Annotated in this window: 19 protein-coding genes; 3 read left to right on the forward strand and 16 right to left on the reverse strand. The window is 72.2% G+C overall.

From position 1 onward, the window contains the following. Position 1: 1 nt before the first annotated feature. Together ACIO9J_RS00120 and ACIO9J_RS00125 are read right to left on the reverse strand one after the other, a co-directional pair. On the reverse strand, positions 2–898 hold the full coding sequence (locus ACIO9J_RS00120; RefSeq protein WP_401990001.1) for an NAD(P)/FAD-dependent oxidoreductase: 897 nt from the start codon (positions 896–898) through the stop codon (positions 2–4). A gap of 70 nt (positions 899–968) precedes the next feature. Beyond that, positions 969–1,340, reverse strand: coding sequence for a hypothetical protein (locus ACIO9J_RS00125; protein WP_401990004.1), 372 nt, complete (start codon positions 1,338–1,340; stop codon positions 969–971). Positions 1,341–1,346: 6 nt separating this feature from the next. On the opposite strand from ACIO9J_RS00125, the gene ACIO9J_RS00130 reads away from it, so the two are divergent. Then, complete coding sequence (locus tag ACIO9J_RS00130) at positions 1,347–2,096, forward strand: helix-turn-helix domain-containing protein (RefSeq protein WP_401992952.1); 750 nt, start codon at positions 1,347–1,349, stop codon at positions 2,094–2,096. Positions 2,097–2,239: 143 nt separating this feature from the next. Further along, positions 2,240–2,761: a GNAT family N-acetyltransferase gene (locus ACIO9J_RS00135; RefSeq protein ID WP_401990007.1), complete on the forward strand. Its 522-nt coding sequence runs from the start codon at positions 2,240–2,242 to the stop codon at positions 2,759–2,761. Positions 2,762–2,792: 31 nt separating this feature from the next. Here ACIO9J_RS00135 and ACIO9J_RS00140 read toward each other — a convergent pair whose 3' ends face one another. The 3 genes from ACIO9J_RS00140 to ACIO9J_RS00150 are packed head-to-tail and all read right to left on the reverse strand — an operon-like array spanning position 2,793 to position 4,614. Next, on the reverse strand, positions 2,793–3,266 hold the full coding sequence (locus tag ACIO9J_RS00140; RefSeq protein ID WP_401990010.1) for an NUDIX hydrolase: 474 nt from the start codon (positions 3,264–3,266) through the stop codon (positions 2,793–2,795). 9 nt (positions 3,267–3,275) lie between these two features. Beyond that, positions 3,276–4,061: a 2-phosphosulfolactate phosphatase gene (locus tag ACIO9J_RS00145; protein ID WP_401990012.1), complete on the reverse strand. Its 786-nt coding sequence runs from the start codon at positions 4,059–4,061 to the stop codon at positions 3,276–3,278. A 7-nt stretch (positions 4,062–4,068) separates the two neighbouring features. Then, the gene (locus tag ACIO9J_RS00150) at positions 4,069–4,614 is read right to left on the reverse strand and encodes a DUF1707 domain-containing protein (RefSeq protein ID WP_401990015.1); all 546 of its coding nucleotides are present in this window, start codon (positions 4,612–4,614) and stop codon (positions 4,069–4,071) included. 270 nt (positions 4,615–4,884) lie between these two features. Between ACIO9J_RS00150 and ACIO9J_RS00155 the strand changes: the two genes are divergently transcribed. Continuing rightward, complete coding sequence (locus ACIO9J_RS00155; RefSeq protein ID WP_401990018.1) at positions 4,885–5,571, forward strand: phosphatase PAP2 family protein; 687 nt, start codon at positions 4,885–4,887, stop codon at positions 5,569–5,571. Positions 5,572–5,631: 60 nt separating this feature from the next. Here ACIO9J_RS00155 and ACIO9J_RS00160 read toward each other — a convergent pair whose 3' ends face one another. The 11 genes from ACIO9J_RS00160 to ACIO9J_RS00210 are packed head-to-tail and all read right to left on the reverse strand — an operon-like array spanning position 5,632 to position 17,284. Further along, complete coding sequence (locus ACIO9J_RS00160) at positions 5,632–6,984, reverse strand: glutamate-1-semialdehyde 2,1-aminomutase (protein ID WP_401990021.1); 1,353 nt, start codon at positions 6,982–6,984, stop codon at positions 5,632–5,634. A 24-nt stretch (positions 6,985–7,008) separates the two neighbouring features. Continuing rightward, complete coding sequence (gene rfbC, locus ACIO9J_RS00165; protein WP_401990024.1) at positions 7,009–7,557, reverse strand: dTDP-4-dehydrorhamnose 3,5-epimerase; 549 nt, start codon at positions 7,555–7,557, stop codon at positions 7,009–7,011. Continuing rightward, positions 7,554–8,792, reverse strand: a complete 1,239-nt coding sequence (locus ACIO9J_RS00170) for a polysaccharide pyruvyl transferase family protein (RefSeq protein WP_401990027.1) — start codon at positions 8,790–8,792, stop codon at positions 7,554–7,556. Before ACIO9J_RS00170 ends, rfbC begins: the two co-directional genes overlap by 4 nt. After that, the gene (locus ACIO9J_RS00175) at positions 8,789–9,745 is read right to left on the reverse strand and encodes a glycosyltransferase family 2 protein (protein WP_401990030.1); all 957 of its coding nucleotides are present in this window, start codon (positions 9,743–9,745) and stop codon (positions 8,789–8,791) included. Before ACIO9J_RS00175 ends, ACIO9J_RS00170 begins: the two co-directional genes overlap by 4 nt. Continuing rightward, positions 9,742–11,031, reverse strand: coding sequence for a hypothetical protein (locus ACIO9J_RS00180; RefSeq protein WP_401992955.1), 1,290 nt, complete (start codon positions 11,029–11,031; stop codon positions 9,742–9,744). Before ACIO9J_RS00180 ends, ACIO9J_RS00175 begins: the two co-directional genes overlap by 4 nt. A gap of 5 nt (positions 11,032–11,036) precedes the next feature. Continuing rightward, positions 11,037–12,320 (reverse strand): DUF4910 domain-containing protein, encoded by a 1,284-nt coding sequence (locus ACIO9J_RS00185; protein WP_401990033.1) that lies wholly within the window; start codon positions 12,318–12,320, stop codon positions 11,037–11,039. After that, a complete protein-coding gene (locus ACIO9J_RS00190; protein ID WP_401990036.1) occupies positions 12,308–13,333 on the reverse strand; it encodes an NAD-dependent epimerase/dehydratase family protein in 1,026 nt (341 codons plus the stop codon). Before ACIO9J_RS00190 ends, ACIO9J_RS00185 begins: the two co-directional genes overlap by 13 nt. A 3-nt stretch (positions 13,334–13,336) precedes the next feature. Continuing rightward, complete coding sequence (locus tag ACIO9J_RS00195; protein WP_401990039.1) at positions 13,337–13,984, reverse strand: PIG-L deacetylase family protein; 648 nt, start codon at positions 13,982–13,984, stop codon at positions 13,337–13,339. After that, positions 13,981–14,778: a glucose-1-phosphate cytidylyltransferase gene (locus ACIO9J_RS00200; RefSeq protein WP_401990042.1), complete on the reverse strand. Its 798-nt coding sequence runs from the start codon at positions 14,776–14,778 to the stop codon at positions 13,981–13,983. The genes ACIO9J_RS00195 and ACIO9J_RS00200 overlap by 4 nt, the downstream gene beginning before the upstream one ends. Continuing rightward, the gene (locus ACIO9J_RS00205; RefSeq protein ID WP_401990045.1) at positions 14,775–16,010 is read right to left on the reverse strand and encodes a methyltransferase domain-containing protein; all 1,236 of its coding nucleotides are present in this window, start codon (positions 16,008–16,010) and stop codon (positions 14,775–14,777) included. Before ACIO9J_RS00205 ends, ACIO9J_RS00200 begins: the two co-directional genes overlap by 4 nt. Beyond that, on the reverse strand, positions 16,007–17,284 hold the full coding sequence (locus ACIO9J_RS00210; RefSeq protein ID WP_401992958.1) for a glycosyltransferase: 1,278 nt from the start codon (positions 17,282–17,284) through the stop codon (positions 16,007–16,009). The genes ACIO9J_RS00205 and ACIO9J_RS00210 overlap by 4 nt, the downstream gene beginning before the upstream one ends. Between the last annotated feature and the right edge of the window lies 1 nt (position 17,285).

The following is a 17,285-nucleotide window of genomic DNA, read 5'->3' on the forward strand; positions in this document are numbered from 1 at the left end:
GTCATCCCGGTGTGAGTGCGGCGAGTTGGGGTTGTTGGTCGGGCGCGGTCGTGGCGTGGTCTGCTGTGGCGACCGCTGGCGTCTTCGTCCTGGGCCCGGGTTCCCGGCCCGTCAAGCGCGCCGCAACGACATCGGCCACACCCCGGCCCATGGGCAGCGCCGCCTGACATGACATTCGGCTCCGCGTCCCGTTCACCGGCATACCGGCGGCTGCGTCGCCGATGGCGTACACCTCAGGGAGTGAGATCGAGCGCAGGGTGGCGTCGACGAGTATCCGGCCGATCTGATCCGTGGCGAACCCTGCGGCGCCGGCCAGGTCCGGCGCGCGGAAGCCGGTGGTCCACACAACGGCGTCGGCGGCGCACGGCCTGCCGTCGCGGGTGTCCAAACCGTCCTCCCGCACCGCTGTGACGACGGTCTTCGGACGAATCGAGACGCCCAGCCGGTCGAGAGCATGCCGCAGATGGGTCCGGCCTCGGGGGGCAAGCCCGGTTCCGACGTCATCGGCACTGGTGAACAGCCGGACGCACAGCCAGGGATGACTCTCGGGCAGTTCCGAGGCGGTCTCCAGCCCGGTCAGCCCTCCGCCGACCACCGCAACCGTGCCACCGGACGCAATCTCGGCGACTCTGTACCGCAACCGCATCGCCTGCTCAGGGGCGGCGACGGCGTGGACATGCTCGGCTGCTCCTGGAACGCCGTCAAACCGCGCCTGGCTGCCGCCCGCGTACACCAGGGTGTCGTAGCCGATCGATCGGAGCCGGACCCGTTCCACGAAACGGTCCGAGGCGTTGACCAGCGTGACGGTGACGTCGTGGCGGTGCAGTCTGCGCGCGAGGCGCTTGGCCGCCGGCAGACAGGCGTAACCAGCGCCCACGACAACGAGACGATGACTCATGAAATGACATCCTCTGTGACTACGGGTGGCTTCAACGCCACCTCGGACCGTCAGTCGTCGCCCATCGGCGTCAGGCCGCGGATCTGGCCACGGCGACAGCCCAGGTGATGTACAGGACATTCACCACCACCCGGGCCACCGCGCCGACCGGCCGCTCCAGCAGCCGGGCCCGGTCCGACCGCGCATGCCGCAGCACGTCCACGTGCGACACCTGGTAACAGGTGATCAGGAAGACGGCGGCCCAGCCTCCGGCCGGCCTGCTGCACGGAACCAGCACCAGCGCGCCCACCACGACCTCCGCCGCCCCGGTGACGGCCACAAGGAGCCGCTCCCGGCCCAGCCATTCGGGTACCAGCGTGCGGAAATAGCCGGGAGTCAGAAAGTGCGTGATCCCCGTGACAGCCAGGAACACCGCCAGGGCGACGGCAGCGATAGCGTGCATGTCGTGATGATCCGATCGCCTCGCGCCTGGGAGCTTGAACAAAACGATCGCCGCATCGTCTTTGCTGCCGGCACCGTGGCCACCATGTTCGCCGAGTCCCGCCCGTACCGCGTGTCCCAGCACCGGCTGCCCGCGTGGAAAGCCGTGCTGCCGATCGGCGGCCACGCCGAACTCCTCCGGCCGCAACAACGCATGGTGGCCGCGCCCGGACTGATCGTTCCGCCGCAGCTCGCCCACGTCTGTGCGACCACCTCGCCCTACGTCGCGCTGTTCGTCGACTCCTGGCTGTTGCCCTCCTGCCCAGAGCCGATACGACTCGATGCAGGCGAGGTCCGCCGACTGCTCGCCGCGCTCGGAACCGCCGATTCTGACGGCCCCGGCGCCCACGTGGATCTGGCCGCCGGTCACACCGAGCTACGGGCCATCGCGGGTCGCCCGGCACCGCTCGACCCGAGGGTCGCCCACGCCGTCCACGTGTGTACGCTGCGCGATCCGGACCTGGCCCTCGCTTCCATCGCCGGCGAGGTCGGCCTGTCGGCACCGCGGCTGCGCACCTTGGTCCGGCAAGACGTGGGCATCGCGCTCACCCGCTTGCGGCGCTGGGGCCGGCTCCGTACCGCCGTCGCCAACTTGCCAGGCGAGGCCGCCGCCTTGGCCGCAGCCACCGCGGGCTTCGCCGACCAAGCCCATTTCACCCGTACCGCACGGGACTTCATCGGTCGTACACCCGTCTCCCTTCGAAGCCTTGGAGCATAGGCCGCCCTTGACGGCCCGTCCTGACGCCTTACAGAGCCGACGGCCCCGGCTCTCCCCTCTGCTTCTGAGGCACGCCGTCCGGGCGCACCACGCACTGGATCAACAGGTGCGCAAGGCGGGCCTGGAGTGCGAAAGTGAGCTCCATGTCAGATGCAGTCATACGGCTCCCGCATTACACCGAGGCGGAGCAGGACGAGATCACCGGCGGCGGCGCCGACCCCTTCGGCGTGGCCTCGGCCGGGCTGACGTGGCGCGGCAAGGACGTGCACTTCGGCCTCCGGCGGCAGGGGCGTCTCGTGGCGCACGCGGGATGGGTGCGGGTGCCGATGTCGGTGGGTGCCGACCGGTGGCATGTGGCGGGCCTCGGCGGCGTCGCCGTCGCATCCGGCTTCAGGGGGCAGGGACTCGCCCGCCGCGTGGTGACGGCAGCCATGGACGACGCCCGCGAGGTGGGCGGCCTGGAGCACGGCCTGCTCTTCTGCGTGCCGGAGTTGACCCCGCTCTACGGGCGGATGGGCTGGCAGGAGCTGAACGACGGCATACGGGTCGAGCAGCCCGGGACCGACGCTGCTGTCCGCATGCCGTTGCGGGCGATGTGGACACCGCTGACGGCGGGCGCGAAGTGGCCGGCCGGGGAGACGCATCTGCATTCGCTGCCGATGTGAGGATGCGGAGGGGCAGCAACACACCGCCCCCTCAGTGCCGGATCAAGCCCCCGACCGGGACCGGGGCCACATGACCGGTCGCCGGTGTGGTCCTGGCCAGGGACAGGCCGACGTCGACCAATGATGACCGGCCCAGCCGGGCGACATCGGGGATCGGGGTCCAGGCCGACTCCGCCGTATCGCCGTTGGGCTCGGGGCGGAGCCAGCCGCCGGTGACGCGGACCTGGTAGAAGACGCCGACGTTCTGGAGCTCGGGCCGTCCGGGTACGCGACGCTCGGCGGCCGGAACCACCCTGGAGTCCACCCCGAGCAGACGCTCGACCACCGCGTCCAGACCGGTCTCCTCGGCGACCTCCCGGATCACCGCGTCGAAGGGATCCTCCGCGTGCTCGACCTTGCCCCCAGGGAGGGTCCAGGTCTTCGCTCCGTCCGGCTTCACGGAGAGCGCGAGCAGCACCCGCCCGCCCTCGACACACACGGCGTACGCCGCCAGTCGCAGGTCCATCTCGCGCTCCTATCCAGACGTTTGGTGCGGGGGGCTGTCCGCGCGGTCGCAGAACGCGCCGTCCACGAGGACGGGCACGACCGCGCACGTGTCGCGTTCGGTGGCGATCATGACGTCCTGTGGGAATCCGCCCTCGATCAACTCCCGTCCGGAGGCGCTTTCGGCCACGGCGGCTTCGATGTCCGGTGTCGCCCGGTACGCGGATGCGGCGGCGGCCGCCTCGGGAGACAGCGCCTCACCGACGTGCCGGTGGAGGGCATCGATGACGGCTCCCGCGCCGAACAGGTCCTCCAGGGCCGGCCGCAGGCTGCCGTCCGGCCAGCGCTCGCCCGCGGCGATCAGCGCCACGGGCCGGTCCGGCGTGCCGTACCCGTGGCGGGCCAGCCAGTTCCCGACGGCTGCCGCGTTCCGCAGCGCGCTCGCGACCACGCGTGTCCCCGCGGCGCTCGCCGCGATGGCGGAGCCGTTGGGGGAAGGCAGGACGAGGCGGGGTGTGAAGGGGGCGCCGCGCAGGGCGGCGGGCGAGAGCGTCCAGGGCGACGCCGCACCGGCCTGTCGCCGCCCGACCGCGAGGCTCGCGTCCTGCTGGGCGGCGTACGCCGCGGCGGTCCCGTCCCGCCAGCGGTAGGGGAAGACACACGTCCCGGCCTCGACGGCGACGGTCACCGCCGTCGTGAACGACAGCACGTCGACGACCACAACGCAGCTCACGTCGGGCGCCAGTCTCCGCGCGCCCGTGGGTCCCCAGTCGAAGCGGACGCCGTGGCCCGACTGCTGGTGCGGGTGTGGGTGCATGCGCGCCTCAACGCCGCGCGTGGCGGACCGTCACACGGCCGAAGCCCGTTGTTCCGAAGATGCGGATCCTCGGTCCCTGGGGGCCCGCGGAGCGTCGCGGGGGCTTGTAGCGCGAGTCCTTCCAGCCGGTCTGCAGGTCGTCCATCTCGACCACGGCGTCACGCGGGACGATGATCTTCGCTCTGCCGGTGCCGAGCGCCAGCTCGATGTCGATCGCCGCGTGCTCGATGACCGCACGGGACAGGTCCAGCCGCACCCGGCCGAACGCGGACGCGACCTTGAGGGTCCGGGGGACCTGCCATGCGCCGCTCCGCTTGATCCGTCCGCCGGCGGCGGCGATCGTGGCCGTGGTGCCGGGCTTCTCCGCCGGAAGCGAGGACAGCGGCGTCACGAGGTCGCCGCGCGTCTTCGCCGAGAGCACCTGGCCGAGGCGTGCGTCCATGTCCTCGTGTGCGATGTGCCCGTCCGCGTACGCCTCTTGAAGGCGCCGCACCGCCGCGTCGCGGTCGTCGTCGCCGATCGCTGTCGACAGGTCGTCCGGCAGAGAATTCACCGCTTCACTCTACTGCCCGCTCCCCTGCGTCCCCTCGCCAATTCCCTTTCGTTCGGGGCGTGTTGTCGGCCCCATTTGATTGCGGTTTGCCGCGACCTCGACCGGAATGTTGGTTAGGGTGGCGAGGAGCGGATGATCGCGATGCCCTGGTCCGGTGGACGGTCGGACTCGCGCAGGTGGACGGGCATGTGGACAGGGTGGGGGGCTCGCGTTGGATCGCCTGGGATCGTGCGGTTCGGGCAGGAACGGGCGGCCGGACGCGGTGGGCGTGTGAGCGGGCGGTCGGCGGCTGCCGTGCTGCCCCCTTGGTCGCGTACACCGCTCGGCGTGATCGCGGTCATCGCCGCGCTCGTGGTCGTCGCGCTCGGGATCGTGTACTCCGGTCACAGCGAGCCCGGCACGGTGGACCGGTGGGTCATCGACCCGACGGCGGACAGCGTGCGGCGGCCGTGGCGGTACGTCGCCCTGGCCACGGACTTCCTGGGAGAGCCCGCCGGTGCCGCGGCGCTGATCGTGGCCGTCGTGGCGTGCTGTCTGCTGCTCCGGGGCCCCCGGGCGGCGGTGTTCGTCGTGGCGGGGACCGGCGCCACCGTCGTGACGGCGACGCTGCTCAAGTTCCCGGTGGCGCGCACCATCCACGGCGACGACAACCTGTCCTACCCGAGCGGGCACACCGCCTTCCTCACCGCCCTCGCCCTCGTGGTGACGCTGCTGGCGACCGGTCGGCCCGGTGTCGGCAGGACGGCCGGGACGCTGCGCGCGCTCGGCGCGGCGCTGCTGGCCGGCGCCGCGATGGGCTGGGCCCAGGTCGCCCTCGGCGCGCACTACCCCACCGACGTGCTCGGCGGCTGGTGCACCGCGCTGGCCGTGGTACCGGCGACGGGCTGGCTGGTGGACCGGACGTCCGACCGGCTCGCGGGTCGGACGTCCAAGGCCCCTCAGGAGGAGCGGCACTGACGCGGCATCACCTCACCGCGCTGACGCGGCATCACCTCACCGCGCAAACGCCGCGTCACCTCACGCCAGGCGGCGGAACACCGGCTTCACCGGCCGCCCGGCGAGCCAGGGTGTCGGGTCACCGGCGTCCAGCGCCTTCCGGTACACCGCGCACGCCTGGGCCACCACGTCGACGGTGTGGTCGATGTCGTCCTCGCTGAGCGCGCTGCTCACCACGAACGACGGGGCGAGCACCCCGCCCGCGAGGAGCCTGCGCAGGAACAGGGTGCGGTACTCCTGCGAGGGCCTCCCGTGCGCGTCGAGGGTGGCGAAGACCAGGTTGCTGGCCCGGCCCTTGACGACGATGTGATCGCCGACGCCCATGCCCGCCGCGGCGTCACGGACACCCGCGGCCAGCCGCTCGCCGAGGGCGTGCAGCCGCGCCGAGATGCCCTCCTCGACGTAGGTGGTCTGCACGGCGATCGCGGCGGCCAGCGAGTGCGTCTCCGCGCCGTGCGTGGTGGACAGCAGGAACACCCGCTCGCCGGAGTGGCGCAGACCGCCCCGCTCCATCAGGTCGCGGCGGCCCGCGAGCGCCGAGACGGCGAACCCGTTGCCCAGCGCCTTGCCGAACGTGGAGAGGTCGGGGACCACGCCGTACAGGCCCTGGGCGCCCGCCTCCGACCAGCGGAGGCCGGTGATCATCTCGTCGAAGACCAGGACGCAGCCGTGCCGGTCGGCCAGGGCGCGCAGTCCCGCGAGGTAGCCGGGGGGCGGCTCGGTGTGGGTGGCGGGTTCGAGGATGAGGCAGGCGACCTCGTCCTGGTACCGGTTCAGCAGCTCCTCGGTGGCGGCCAGGTCGCCGTACGGGAACGCCACGGTGAGCTCGTTGGTCGACGCCGGGATGCCCGCGGCCATCGGCGTGGTGCCGATGAACCAGTCGTCGACGGAGAAGAACGGGTGGTCGCCGCAGACGGCCACGCGCGGGCGCCCGGTGACCGCGCGGGCCAGGCGCACCGCGGCGGTCGTGGCGTCCGAGCCGTTCTTCGCGAACTTCACCATCTCGGCGGTCGGCACCGTGGCCAGGAAGCGTTCGGCGGCCTCGACCTCCACGATGGAGGGCCGCACGAAGTTGCTGCCGCGGTCGATCTCACGGCGCACCGCCTCGGTCACGCGCGGGTGGGCATGGCCGAGGCTGACCGACCGCAGCCCGGACCCGTACTCGATGTAGCGGTTGCCGTCGACGTCCCACACGTGGGCACCGCGGCCGTGGCTGATGACCGGGGCCAGGTTCTCGGGGTACTGGTCGTCGCCCTTGGCGTAGGTGTGCGCGCCGCCGGGGATCAGGGCGTGCAGCCGCTCGTTGGCCTGCCGCGACCGGGGAAGCCGCAACTCCTCGGTCCCCGCGGCCTCTTCGGTGTGTTCGGTGTCCACGCCGGCCTCAACTCTCTCTGTGCTTCAGGACTTCTGCTTCAGGACCTCGGCGAGGCTCGGCGCCTGCCGGTCCCGCTGGGACATCGAGGTGGCCGGCAGCGGCCAGGCGATGGCGAGTTCCGGGTCGTCGAAGGCGATCGTCACGTCCTCGGCGGGGTCGTGCGGGCGGTCGATCCGGTACGAGGTGTCGGCGGTCTCGGTCAGCGCCTGGAAGCCGTGCGCGCACCCCGCGGGGATGTACAGGGTCGTCTGCGTCTCGCCGGACAGTTCGAAGGTGGCCACGTTGCGGTAGGTCGGTGAGTCCGTCCGCAGGTCCACGACGACGTCGAAGATCTTCCCGTACGAGCACCGCACCAGCTTCGCCTCGCCCGCGCCGGAGCGCAGGTGCAGCCCGCGCAGCACGCCGCGGACCGAGCGGGACACGCTGTCCTGGATGAAGGCGTTCGGGTCCAGGCCCACCGCGCGGACCACGTCGGCGTCGAAGGTGCGGCAGAAGAAGCCGCGCTCGTCGGCGTACGGCGTCGGCTCGAAGAGGTACGCGCCGTCGATCGCCGCGACTTCGGTGGCTTTCATGAGGTCTCCCGCAGGGCGTGTTCGTGGGTGTGCTCGGCCGCCGGGAACAGGGCGGCCGTCAAGTCGTCGAATTGTCGGGCGAGTTGCCGGGACGCGACGAGATTGCGCTCGGCGAGGGTCCGGCGCAGCTCGGCCGCATCGCGCTCCAGCTCCCGGAACTGCTCCAGCAGTCGGTCGGCGTCGACCTCGCGGGCCGGGTGGCGGTAGGCCCCGAGGCCCATCCGGTCCATGAGCGCGTCGCTCTTGGCCGCGTAGCTGAGGGCGAGCGTCGGTGTGCCGGCCTTCAGGGCGCAGACCAGGTTGTGATAGCGGGTCGCCACCACGCTGTCGGCGGCCGCCGTCTCCCTCATCAGGTCGGCGAGCGAGGCCGCGTCGGACGCGGTGACCAGCGGTGAGTCCACCGCGTCGAGGATCGCGTCGACCACCGAGGCGTCGCACTGGTCGCCGGTCAGCAGCCGGACCTGCCTGCCGTCCTCGACCAGGGCGCGCACGAACCGGGTCGTGCCGTCCAGATAGCGCCGGTGGATCTCCTCCGCCCTGGCCCGGTCGTCGTTGCCGCCGTGGAAGTCCATGACGCCGACGCAGACAGGGCCCTTCGACTCCGCGGGGCCGGTCGCTGGGGGCGTCGGCAGGGCGAACGCGAGGTCGGGGTAGACCTCGTCGCGCACGGTGTCCACGCCCATCGACCGCATCGCGTCGCGGGACAGGGCGTCCCGGTACGAACGGTAGGCGGCGAGCCGCGCCGACCAGCGGACCAGGGCCCGGGTCGGCCGGTCGCCGATCGGGGCGGCGCCGACGCCGACCAGCGCGACCGGCGTGCCGAACAGCCGCCCGCTCGCGCAGAGCAGGAACAGGGAGTACGGAAAGCCCCACGGCCGCAGCGGCAGCGTGGCCTCCAGGACGCCCATGCCGGGGACGATCACCACGTCGTGCCGGCGCACCCACGCCGCGGTGCGGGCGACGTCGACGAGTTTGCCGAGCCCCTTGCCCACGATGGCGCCCGCGCGTGACGCGGTCCGGTACTCCCCCCGGTACCAGTGCAACCGGGTGGCCGGGATCCGGTACCGGGCCGCGACGGTCTCGGGGCCGCCGCACAGCGCGTCCACCACCGCCTTCGGATGGTCGGCGCGGAGGTAGCCGAGGACGGCCTCCAGCGAACCGTCGTTGCCGAGGTTGCCGGAGCCGAGCAGGCCGAACACCCCGACCCGCACCGGCTTCTGGTCCGCGGACGTCATGCCTGCCTCCCCCCGCGGCCCTCGCGTCCGGCGACGAGGTCGTCGACGGAGACGGTGAGCCGTGCCGGGTCGACCGGGGCGCGGTCCTCGACCCGCTCACCGGCGCCGGGACGGACCCTGCTGGTCATCCAGGCGCTCAGGTGGCGGTAGCAGGCGCGCCGGTCGGCGGCGGACAGTGGCGCCCGCTGGATCGCCGACGCGAAGCCCCAGACGTACTCGGCGAGCAGCCGGGGCGTCGGGTGCAGCGGGCCCGCCCTGCGCGGGTCCAGGTTGACGCACCGGGAGCGCTTGGACGGGTTCGCGCGCTCGGCGCGGGTGGGGTGGTCTCGGCGGAAGTACAGCAGCTCGGGCACCTGGTGGAAGGGCCCGTGCAGGACGATCTCGGCGACGAAGGTGCGGTCCGCGTGGTGGTAGCTGTCGTGCGGCTTCACCTTGCGCAGCATGTCGGCCCGCATCACCCCGTAGAAGTCGTCGCCGCCGGGCTCGAACAGGAAGCTGCGGAAGCGGTCGGGCGCGTGTGGCAGGTCGGTGGCGATCCCGTACTCGTAGGGGACCTTCACCTGGCCTTCGCCGTCGATGACCGCCTGGTCGGAGTGGGCGAGGACCACCTCGGGGCGTTCGTCGAGCGCATCGACGCAGCGGCGCAGCAGGTCCCGGGCGTACAGGTCGTCGTGCGAGGCCCACTTGAACAGCTCGCCGCGGCACTGGGTGAACACGTAGTTGTGGTTCGGCGCCGCGCCGATGTTCCGGAGCAGGCGGACGTAGCGGATGCGCGAGTCCTGCGCCGCGTACTTGCGGCAGATGTCCTGCGTCCCGTCGGTCGAGGCGTTGTCGGAGATGACCAGCTCGTAGTCCTCGTACGTCTGGCCGAGCAGCGCGTCGAGCGACTCGGCCAGGTACTCCTCGCCGTTGTACACGGGCAGGCCGATGCTCAGCCTGGGTTGGGCGGTCATGTGGTCCTCACTTCGGGAATGGGGTTCTGGTGGCGCTCGCGCAGGGCGGAGCGCAGCTGGAGCCACCACACGGCGGAGCCGCAGAGGGTCGCGGTGGCGACGCCCCAGGCCGAGCCGACCGTGCCGCCCGCGGCCGCCCCGCCGAGACCGCCGATGACGTAGCAGGTGGAGGCGAACAGCTGGCAGCGCAGGCTGCGCCGGGCCGCGGCGAGCGCGCGCAGTCCGGCGGCCGCGCCGGTGCCGATCCCGGCGCCCGCGACGCCGAGCGTGACCGGCACGATGAGCTCGGAGGCGGCGCTCCAGACGTCGCCGAGCACGAGCTCGCCGAGCCGGTCCGGCATGAGGAGCAGCGCCGCGCCCCAGAGCAGCGCGGCGACGGCCTGCACGCCGCCGAGGAGGAGGCAGAACTTTCCGAGCCGGTCCGGGGCCTGCCGCACCACCCGGGCCGCCTCCGCGACGGTGACCAGCGAGAGGCCCATCAGCACGGCCATGAACGGGCCGAGCAGGAGTTCGGCGCCGCGGACCACGCCGACCGCGCTGACCCCGACGATCGCGCCGAGCCCGTAGGCCCGCAGCTGGCTGGCGCCGCTGACGCCGACGTTCTCGACCAGGTAGCGGTAGCCGAGGTCGCGGTGCGCGCGCAGCCACTCGCGCGCGCCGGTCAGCCGGGGCCTGATGCCGGACTGGAAACAGCCGTACGCCGCGGCCACCGCGGCGGACACGCCCCAGGCGAGCACGAAGGCGGCGACGGTGCCCACGCGGGCCGCCACGACCATGGCGGGGACGAGCGCGACGCCCCAGACCAGGTCGTTGACGAACGCCTTGCGTCCGGTGCCCGCGGCGAAGAACGCGTACCGCCAGGCGTCCTGGAGCAGCAGGCCCGGCAGCATGACGCCCAGGCAGGCGAACGCGGGACCGACGTGCCCGCCGACGGCGATGCCGACCACCAGGCAGGCCGCGCCGATGACGGTGCCGACGCCGAGCGCGGTGCCCGATGAGCGGGCCACCGCGCCGCGCCACGACGCGTCGGACACCCCGCTGAAGCGCACCACGAGCGGGTCGGTGGCCAGGCCGCGGGAGACGCTGAGCACCACGCCGTAGGTCACCCAGGCCAGGCTGAACACGCCGAACGCGGTCAGCCCCAGCGAGCGGGCGACGTAGATGCCCACCGCGAAGTTGGAGATGCTGGAGGCCGCCTGGTCGGCAAGGCCCCAGGACAGCCGGCCGAGCACGGCCCGCCGCGCGGGCCTGCCGGGTGTCGTCGTCTTCTCCCCCTCGGTGGTCATCGGCGTCATGCCTTGATCAGTCCGGCGGCGACCAGGGCGTCCGCCGCGGCGGCGACGGTGTCGAACGGCAGCCCGGCCCGCTGGGCGACGTCCAGCAGACCGTGCTCGCCGTCGGACAGGCTCAGCACCCAGAGCATGGCCATCTGGGCCTCCTTCGCGTCGCTGCGGCCGCCGAGCGACTCGTACAACCCGCGCCTGCCCAGCTGTGGTTCGCCGTACGGGCTGAGGTTGACGTAGCTCCGGTTGCGGTCGAGCACGGCGAACGCCTCACGGCAGACCGCGAGGGTGTCCTCCATCGCCTCGGGCGAGACGAAGTCCGGGTTGTCCGCCGAGGTGTGGTACTCGGGATATCCGGCGTACGGGGTCCGGCTGAGCGAGCCCACTCCGAGGTTGAACCCGGGCGAGCAGTACTGTCGCTCGTCGTAGCCGTACGGAGTGAACTCGGTGACGTCGTGCGGGCGTTCGGAGGCGGTGAGGACGTGCCGCAGCACCCGGTCGATCTCCGCGTCGCCGCGTCTGCTCTGTTTGTACGTCAGGTGGCCCGAGTCCCCGGCGCAGGCCAGCACGAGGCCGTGCTTGACCATGTCGACCCGCTCCGCGTTGCGGGCCAGCCAGGTGATCGCCCCGATGGTGCCGGGCGCGAAGATGAACCGGTAGGTGTAGTAAGGGTTCCGCTCCGCGAGCGCCTTGGCCAGGAACGTCGCCACCGCGACGCCGGCCAGGTTGTCGTTGGCCAGCGACGGGTGGCAGACGTGGCAGGAGACGATCACCTCGTCGGGCACCTGGCCGGGGACCACGTGCTCGGCGTAGGTGAGGTGGCCGTCGGCGAGCGTGGAGTCGATCCGCACCTCGTAGTCGCCGTCGGGCAGCGCGTCCAAGGTGTTCTGGGAGAGGCAGAATCCCCATTCCGGCTTGTAGTAACTGGTGCGGTACGGCACCCAGTCCGGCTGGTCCGGCAGGGTGTGCAGGTGTGCGCGCAGCTCGGCGAGCGGCATGGTGCGCGCCACCGGGACGCTGTAGCCGAGCACGTGGAGGCTGGACGCGGCGAAGTCGACGACGCGACGGCCCGCGCTGTCGGCGATGTATGCGTCGCGGATGTTCCACTCCTGCGGCACCGTCCAGTCGAGCACCTGCGTCCCGGTCGGTACCTCGTGCACCTGCAGCGGAACGTACTCGTCGACGATCTCCAGGGTCGCGCGCACGCCGTCGCCCGTGATGCTCCGGCAGAGCGGGTACAGCCGCTCCACCAGGGCGTGCATCTCCGCGCCCGGGGTGGTCATCGGCGCCACCGCAGGGTGTCGTCGACGGCGCCGGACTCGGACCCGGCGCGCAGCACGGCGAGGCGGGTGAAGCGCTGCTCGAAGCTCTCCTTGGTCAGCCCGTGCTTCTGGTAGGCCTCGGCGAGTTCGAGCGCGCCGCGCTTGACGGTCCACTCGCAGGCGAAGCCGGGTATCGCGGCGCGGAAGCGGGCGAAGTCCACCCGGTAGGAGCGCGGGTCGGCGCCGTTCTCGCCGGTGATCCGCACCTTGGCGCCGGGGACCGCGTCGGCGACCTGCTCGGCGATCTCGGCGACGGTGACGTTGTTGGTCTCGCTGCCGATGTTGAACGGCCGGTCGTGCACGGCCTCGCGCGGCGCGCTCAGCGCGGCCGTGAAGGCCGCCGCGATGTCGGCGGCGTGCACCAGCGGGCGCCAGGGGGTGCCGTCGGAGAGCACGAGCACCTCGCCGGAGAGCAGCGCGTGGCCCACGAGGTTGTTCAGGACGATGTCGGCGCGCAGCCGCGGCGAGTAGCCGAAGGCGGTGGCGTTGCGCATGTACACCGGGGTGAAGTCGTCGTCGGCCAGGGCGTGCAGGTCGTCCTCCACCCGCACCTTGGACTCCGCGTACGGGGTCACGGGGCGCAGCGGCGCGTCCTCGGTCACCAGCTCGTCGCCACCCGCCGCGCCGTAGACGGAGCAGGTCGACGCGTACAGGAACCGCTTGACGCCGGCTTCGCGGGCCAGCCGGGCCAGGCGTACGGACGCGTGGTGGTTGATGTCGTAGGTGAGCTCCGGCGCGAGCGATCCCAGCGGGTCGTTGGAGAGCGCGGCCAGGTGGATCACGGCGTCCACGCCCGCCACGTGTTCGGCCGTGACGTCGCGCAGGTCCACGCGCGGTCCCGGCGGGTCCGCGGGGGCCGGGCCGAGGACGCAGTCGGCGAACAGGCCGGAGTCAAGGCCGACGACTTCGTGTCCGGCGGCCGTGAGGACCGGGGCCATGACGGTGCCCAGGTAGCCCTGGTGCCCGGTCAGCAGTACGCGCATGGTTCAGTTCCCCAGGTTGAGAGTGATTTTGGTGGCTGCGAAGGCCTCGGCGTAGCGCGCGTGGCATTCGATGCCGCGGATCCGCGCGAGGCCGATGAAGGCTTCCCTGTCGTACCAGGGCCTGTGCCGCTGCGAGGGGTAGTGCTCCTGCAGCAGCCGGACCTTCTGTTCGGCGATCTCCGGTGTGAGCGGCTGGTACGCCGTGGGACGGCCGAGATCGCCGTCCCACTTGACGATCTCGTAGCCGAGCACGAGGTGGTCGCGGAACGCGGTGGGCATCAACTGCGCGAGGCCCCGGTGGTCCTGGTGCGCGTCGTCGGTGCGCGGGGCGAGCACGAGGTCCGGGTCGGTCCGCTCGCGCAGCTCCTCGACCGCGGTCTTGGCCTCTTCCCAGTGCGCGGGCAGCCGGCCGTCCGGCAGTTTGAGCACGGTCAGGCGCAGGTCGGCGCCCGGACAGAAGGCGGCGAGCGCGGCCCGCTCCTCCTGCTCCCGCTCGCCGCCACCGCCGGAGAGCACCAGCGCGTCGACGCGGATGCCCGGCCGTGCCAGGCACGCGGTGAGCAGCGTGCCGCCCGCGCCGATGGCGATGTCGTCGCAGTGCGCGCCCACCGCGACGAGCCGGTTCAGGGGTCCGGCCCCGAGGCCGATCACGCGGACCCCACGGTGACGCCGTCCCGCTCCCACACGGCCCAGGGGCGCTCTCCCCGTGCATACGCCTCGTCGAGCGCGGCCCGCTCCTTCACCGTGTCGGTCGGCTTCCAGAAGCCACGGTGCTGGTGCGCCACGAGGCGGCCGCGCTTGGCCAGTTGACCGCAGCCGTCGGCGACCAGGTCACCGTTCTCCGGTATGTGGTCGAAGACTTCCTGGCGGAGCACGAAGTAGCCGCCGTTCTCCCACAGCGGCATGTCGCTCACCGCGGTGATGCCGCCCACCATGCCGTCCTCGCCCAACTCCACGCAGTGGAAGGAGGACTGCGGGGGCACCACCATCATCGACGCGCCCGCGTCACGCGCGGCGAAGGAGTCGATCATGTCGGGCAGCGGGGCGTCGGTCAGCACGTCGGCGTAGTTGGCGAGGAACATCTCGTCGCCGTCCAGGTGGTGGCGCACCCGGCGCAGCCGCTCGCCGATGGGCGACTCGATGCCGGTCTGCGCGAAGGTGATCGTCCAGTCGGCTATGTCGGTGGAGAGGAGTTCGGTCTTGCCGCCCCGCAGCACGAAGTCGTTGGACGTCGTCTCCTCGTAGTTGAGGAAGAAGTTCTTGATGTGGTGGGCGCCGTACCCGAGGCACAGGATGAACTCCTTGTGCCCGAAGTGCGCGTAGTAGCGCATGACGTGCCAGATCAGGGGGCGCGGGCCGACCATCGCCATCGGCTTGGGCACGTCGTCGGAGGTTCCGTTGCGCATGCGCATCCCGTAACCGCCGCAGAACAGGACGACCTTCATGACTTGACCTCGACAATGCTCAGTTCCGGGATGGGGAAGACAAGGCGGCCGCCCCACTCGTGCACGAAGGACAGCTGCTCGACGAGCTCGGCCCGCAGGTTCCACGGCAGGACGAGCACGTAGTCGGGGCGGTCGGTCGCGATCTGCTCGGGCGGCAGGATCGGGATGCGGGTGCCCGGGGTGTAGCGGCCGTGCTTGTACGGGTTGCGGTCGACCGTGTACGCGAGCAGGTCGGGCCGGATGCCGCAGTGGTTGAGCAGGGTGTTGCCCTTGCCGGGGGCGCCGTAGCCGACGACCGTCTCGCCGTTCTCGGCCGCCGTGATGAGGAACTTCAGGAGGTCCCTGCGCACCTTGGCCACCCGGGCGGAGAACTCGGTGTACCCGGAGAGCTCCTGCAGCCCGGCGGCCTTCTCCCTGGCGAGGACGTCGGACACGCGCTGCGTGGGCTCGCCGGCGATCTCGGCGGGCCGTGCCCACAGCCGGATGGAGCCGCCGTGCGTGGGCAGCAACTCGACGTCCACGAGGGCGAGTCCGCCGCTGGCGAGCGCCCGGATCGCGGAGGCGACGGTGTAGTACTGGAAGTGCTCGTGGTAGATCGTGTCGTACTGGTTCTCCTCGATCAGGGTCAGCAGGTGCTGCACCTCGATGGAGACCCAGCCGTCGTCGGCCACCAGGGCGCGCAGGCCCTGGGTGAAGCCGACCACGTCGGGGATGTGCGCGTACACGTTGTTGGCCACGACCAGGTCGGCCGGGCCGTGCTCGGCGCGGACGGCCGCACCCGTGTCCGGGCTCAGGAACTCGGTGAGCGTGGGCACGCCCGCCTCCCGCGCCGCCGCGCCGACGTTCACCGAAGGCTCGACGCCCAGGCAGCGGATCCCCCGGTCCACCACGTGCTTCAGCAGGTACCCGTCGTTGCTCGCGACCTCGACCACGAAGGAGTCGGGGCCGAGCCCGACGCGCGTCGCGGCGTCGGCGACGAACCGGCCCGCGTGCTCCACCCAGGAGGTCGAGAAGGAGGAGAAGTACGCGTACTCGCTGAACGTGTCCTCCGGCGTGATCAGCGGCGGGATCTGCGCGAGCCAGCAGTCGGTGCAGACCCGCAGGTGCAGCGGGTACGCCGGCTCGGGCGTGTCCAGTTGGTCCGCGGCGAGGAAGCTCTCGCACGGCGGGGTCGCCCCCAGGTCGACGACGCTCGCCAGCGTCGCCGAGCCGCAGAGTCGGCATCCAGTCATCTGCTGTCCCCATCCCTGCTCGCGCGGGTCCCCCACCGCGAGCCGTTGCTCTTGTTCCCTACCGGCGGCGGGCCTTCCCCGCCGCCCGACCGCACCGCGATCGCGGTGCGGTACCCCTCCACCAGGCGTTCGAGACCGACGGCCGGGCTGAAGCCCTGCTCGTACCGGCGTCGGGCCGCCCGGCCCATCTCCCGGTTGCGGTCCCCTTCGACCGCGATCCGGCGTATGCGGGCCGCGAGCGAGGCGGCATCGCCGGGCCGGTGCAGCAGCCCGGTCACCCCGTCGTCGACGAGTTCGGTGAAGGCGCCGTGTCCGGCGGCGACGGTCGGCACCCCGGCCGCCATCGCCTCCACGACCACCAGGCCGAACGCCTCCAGCCACGTCGAGGGAGCCACCACGGCGACCGACCCGGCGATGGCCTTCTGGCACTCCGCCGTGTCGTACAGGCCGACGTACCTGACGTCGTCCCGGCCCGCCGCCCAGGCGGTCACCTCCTGCTCCAGCGGTCCCGTCCCGACGATCACGAGCGGCACGCCCACGCCGCCGTCCGCGGCGAGTTCGTCCCAGGCGGTCATCAGCAGCCGTACGCCCTTGGTCTCCGCGAGCCGGCCGAGATAGAGCACGTGCTCGCCCTCGCCGGTCCTGCGGGCGTCCGGGTCGGGCACGAAGTTGTGCTTCACCGCGAGGCGTTCGGCGGGCATGCCCGCGCGCACCAGTACGTCGCGCTGCGCCGCGGAGATGCAGAAGAACCGCTCCACGCCGGACCACCAGCGCCGCCGGTTGACCGACATGCTGAGCGCGAGCGGCACGGTCGCGAGGCGCGAGTCGCGGTAGCAGCCGTGCCGGACGGCGGGCGTCGGCACCGTCGAGCCGACGCATTCGGTGCACGGACGGCCGTCCCGTTGCAGCGTGCCCGGCGGGCAGATCTGTGTGTAGTTGTGCAGCGTGGCGACGGCGGGCACGCCCGCGTCGGCGCAGGCCGCGAGCACCGCGGGCGACAGGAGCGGGAAGACGTTGTGGAGGTGCACCACGTCCGGCCGTTCGGCGCGCAGACGGGCGGCGAGCTCCGTGCGGACCGACGGGTTCCACGGCACGAGCAGCGGCACCTTGACCTTGTCCATGAGGGACATGCCCGCGATGTCGTCGCTGCGCCGCTCGAACACCTCGACCCGGTGTCCTGCCGCGCGCAGCAGCGCCACTTCCTGGTCGACGACCTTGTTCTCGCCGCTCGGCTGCGCCGAGGCGTAACGGTTGTGCGCCACGAGGATGTGCATG

This window comes from Streptomyces sp. NPDC087300 (assembly GCF_044744425.1).
Taxonomy (GTDB): domain Bacteria; phylum Actinomycetota; class Actinomycetes; order Streptomycetales; family Streptomycetaceae; genus Streptomyces.

What these genes read in the sequence shown, in the direction of transcription:
- ACIO9J_RS00145 (WP_401990012.1), bottom strand. Translation starts at nt 4,061, where the DNA reads ATGCACCCACACCCGCACCAGCAGTCGGGCCACGGCGTCCGCTTCGAC.
- ACIO9J_RS00205 (WP_401990045.1), bottom strand. Translation starts at nt 16,010, where the DNA reads ATGACTGGATGCCGACTCTGCGGCTCGGCGACGCTGGCGAGCGTCGTC.
- ACIO9J_RS00175 (WP_401990030.1), bottom strand. Translation starts at nt 9,745, where the DNA reads ATGACCGCCCAACCCAGGCTGAGCATCGGCCTGCCCGTGTACAACGGC.
- ACIO9J_RS00180 (WP_401992955.1), bottom strand. Translation starts at nt 11,031, where the DNA reads ATGACCACCGAGGGGGAGAAGACGACGACACCCGGCAGGCCCGCGCGG.
- ACIO9J_RS00170 (WP_401990027.1), bottom strand. Translation starts at nt 8,792, where the DNA reads ATGACGTCCGCGGACCAGAAGCCGGTGCGGGTCGGGGTGTTCGGCCTG.
- ACIO9J_RS00120 (WP_401990001.1), bottom strand. Translation starts at nt 898, where the DNA reads ATGAGTCATCGTCTCGTTGTCGTGGGCGCTGGTTACGCCTGTCTGCCG.
- ACIO9J_RS00200 (WP_401990042.1), bottom strand. Translation starts at nt 14,778, where the DNA reads ATGAAGGTCGTCCTGTTCTGCGGCGGTTACGGGATGCGCATGCGCAAC.
- ACIO9J_RS00210 (WP_401992958.1), bottom strand. Translation starts at nt 17,284, where the DNA reads ATGCACATCCTCGTGGCGCACAACCGTTACGCCTCGGCGCAGCCGAGC.
- ACIO9J_RS00190 (WP_401990036.1), bottom strand. Translation starts at nt 13,333, where the DNA reads ATGCGCGTACTGCTGACCGGGCACCAGGGCTACCTGGGCACCGTCATG.
- rfbC (WP_401990024.1), bottom strand. Translation starts at nt 7,557, where the DNA reads ATGAAAGCCACCGAAGTCGCGGCGATCGACGGCGCGTACCTCTTCGAG.
- ACIO9J_RS00140 (WP_401990010.1), bottom strand. Translation starts at nt 3,266, where the DNA reads ATGGACCTGCGACTGGCGGCGTACGCCGTGTGTGTCGAGGGCGGGCGG.
- ACIO9J_RS00130 (WP_401992952.1), top strand. Translation starts at nt 1,347, where the DNA reads ATGATCCGATCGCCTCGCGCCTGGGAGCTTGAACAAAACGATCGCCGC.
- ACIO9J_RS00135 (WP_401990007.1), top strand. Translation starts at nt 2,240, where the DNA reads ATGTCAGATGCAGTCATACGGCTCCCGCATTACACCGAGGCGGAGCAG.
- ACIO9J_RS00125 (WP_401990004.1), bottom strand. Translation starts at nt 1,340, where the DNA reads ATGCACGCTATCGCTGCCGTCGCCCTGGCGGTGTTCCTGGCTGTCACG.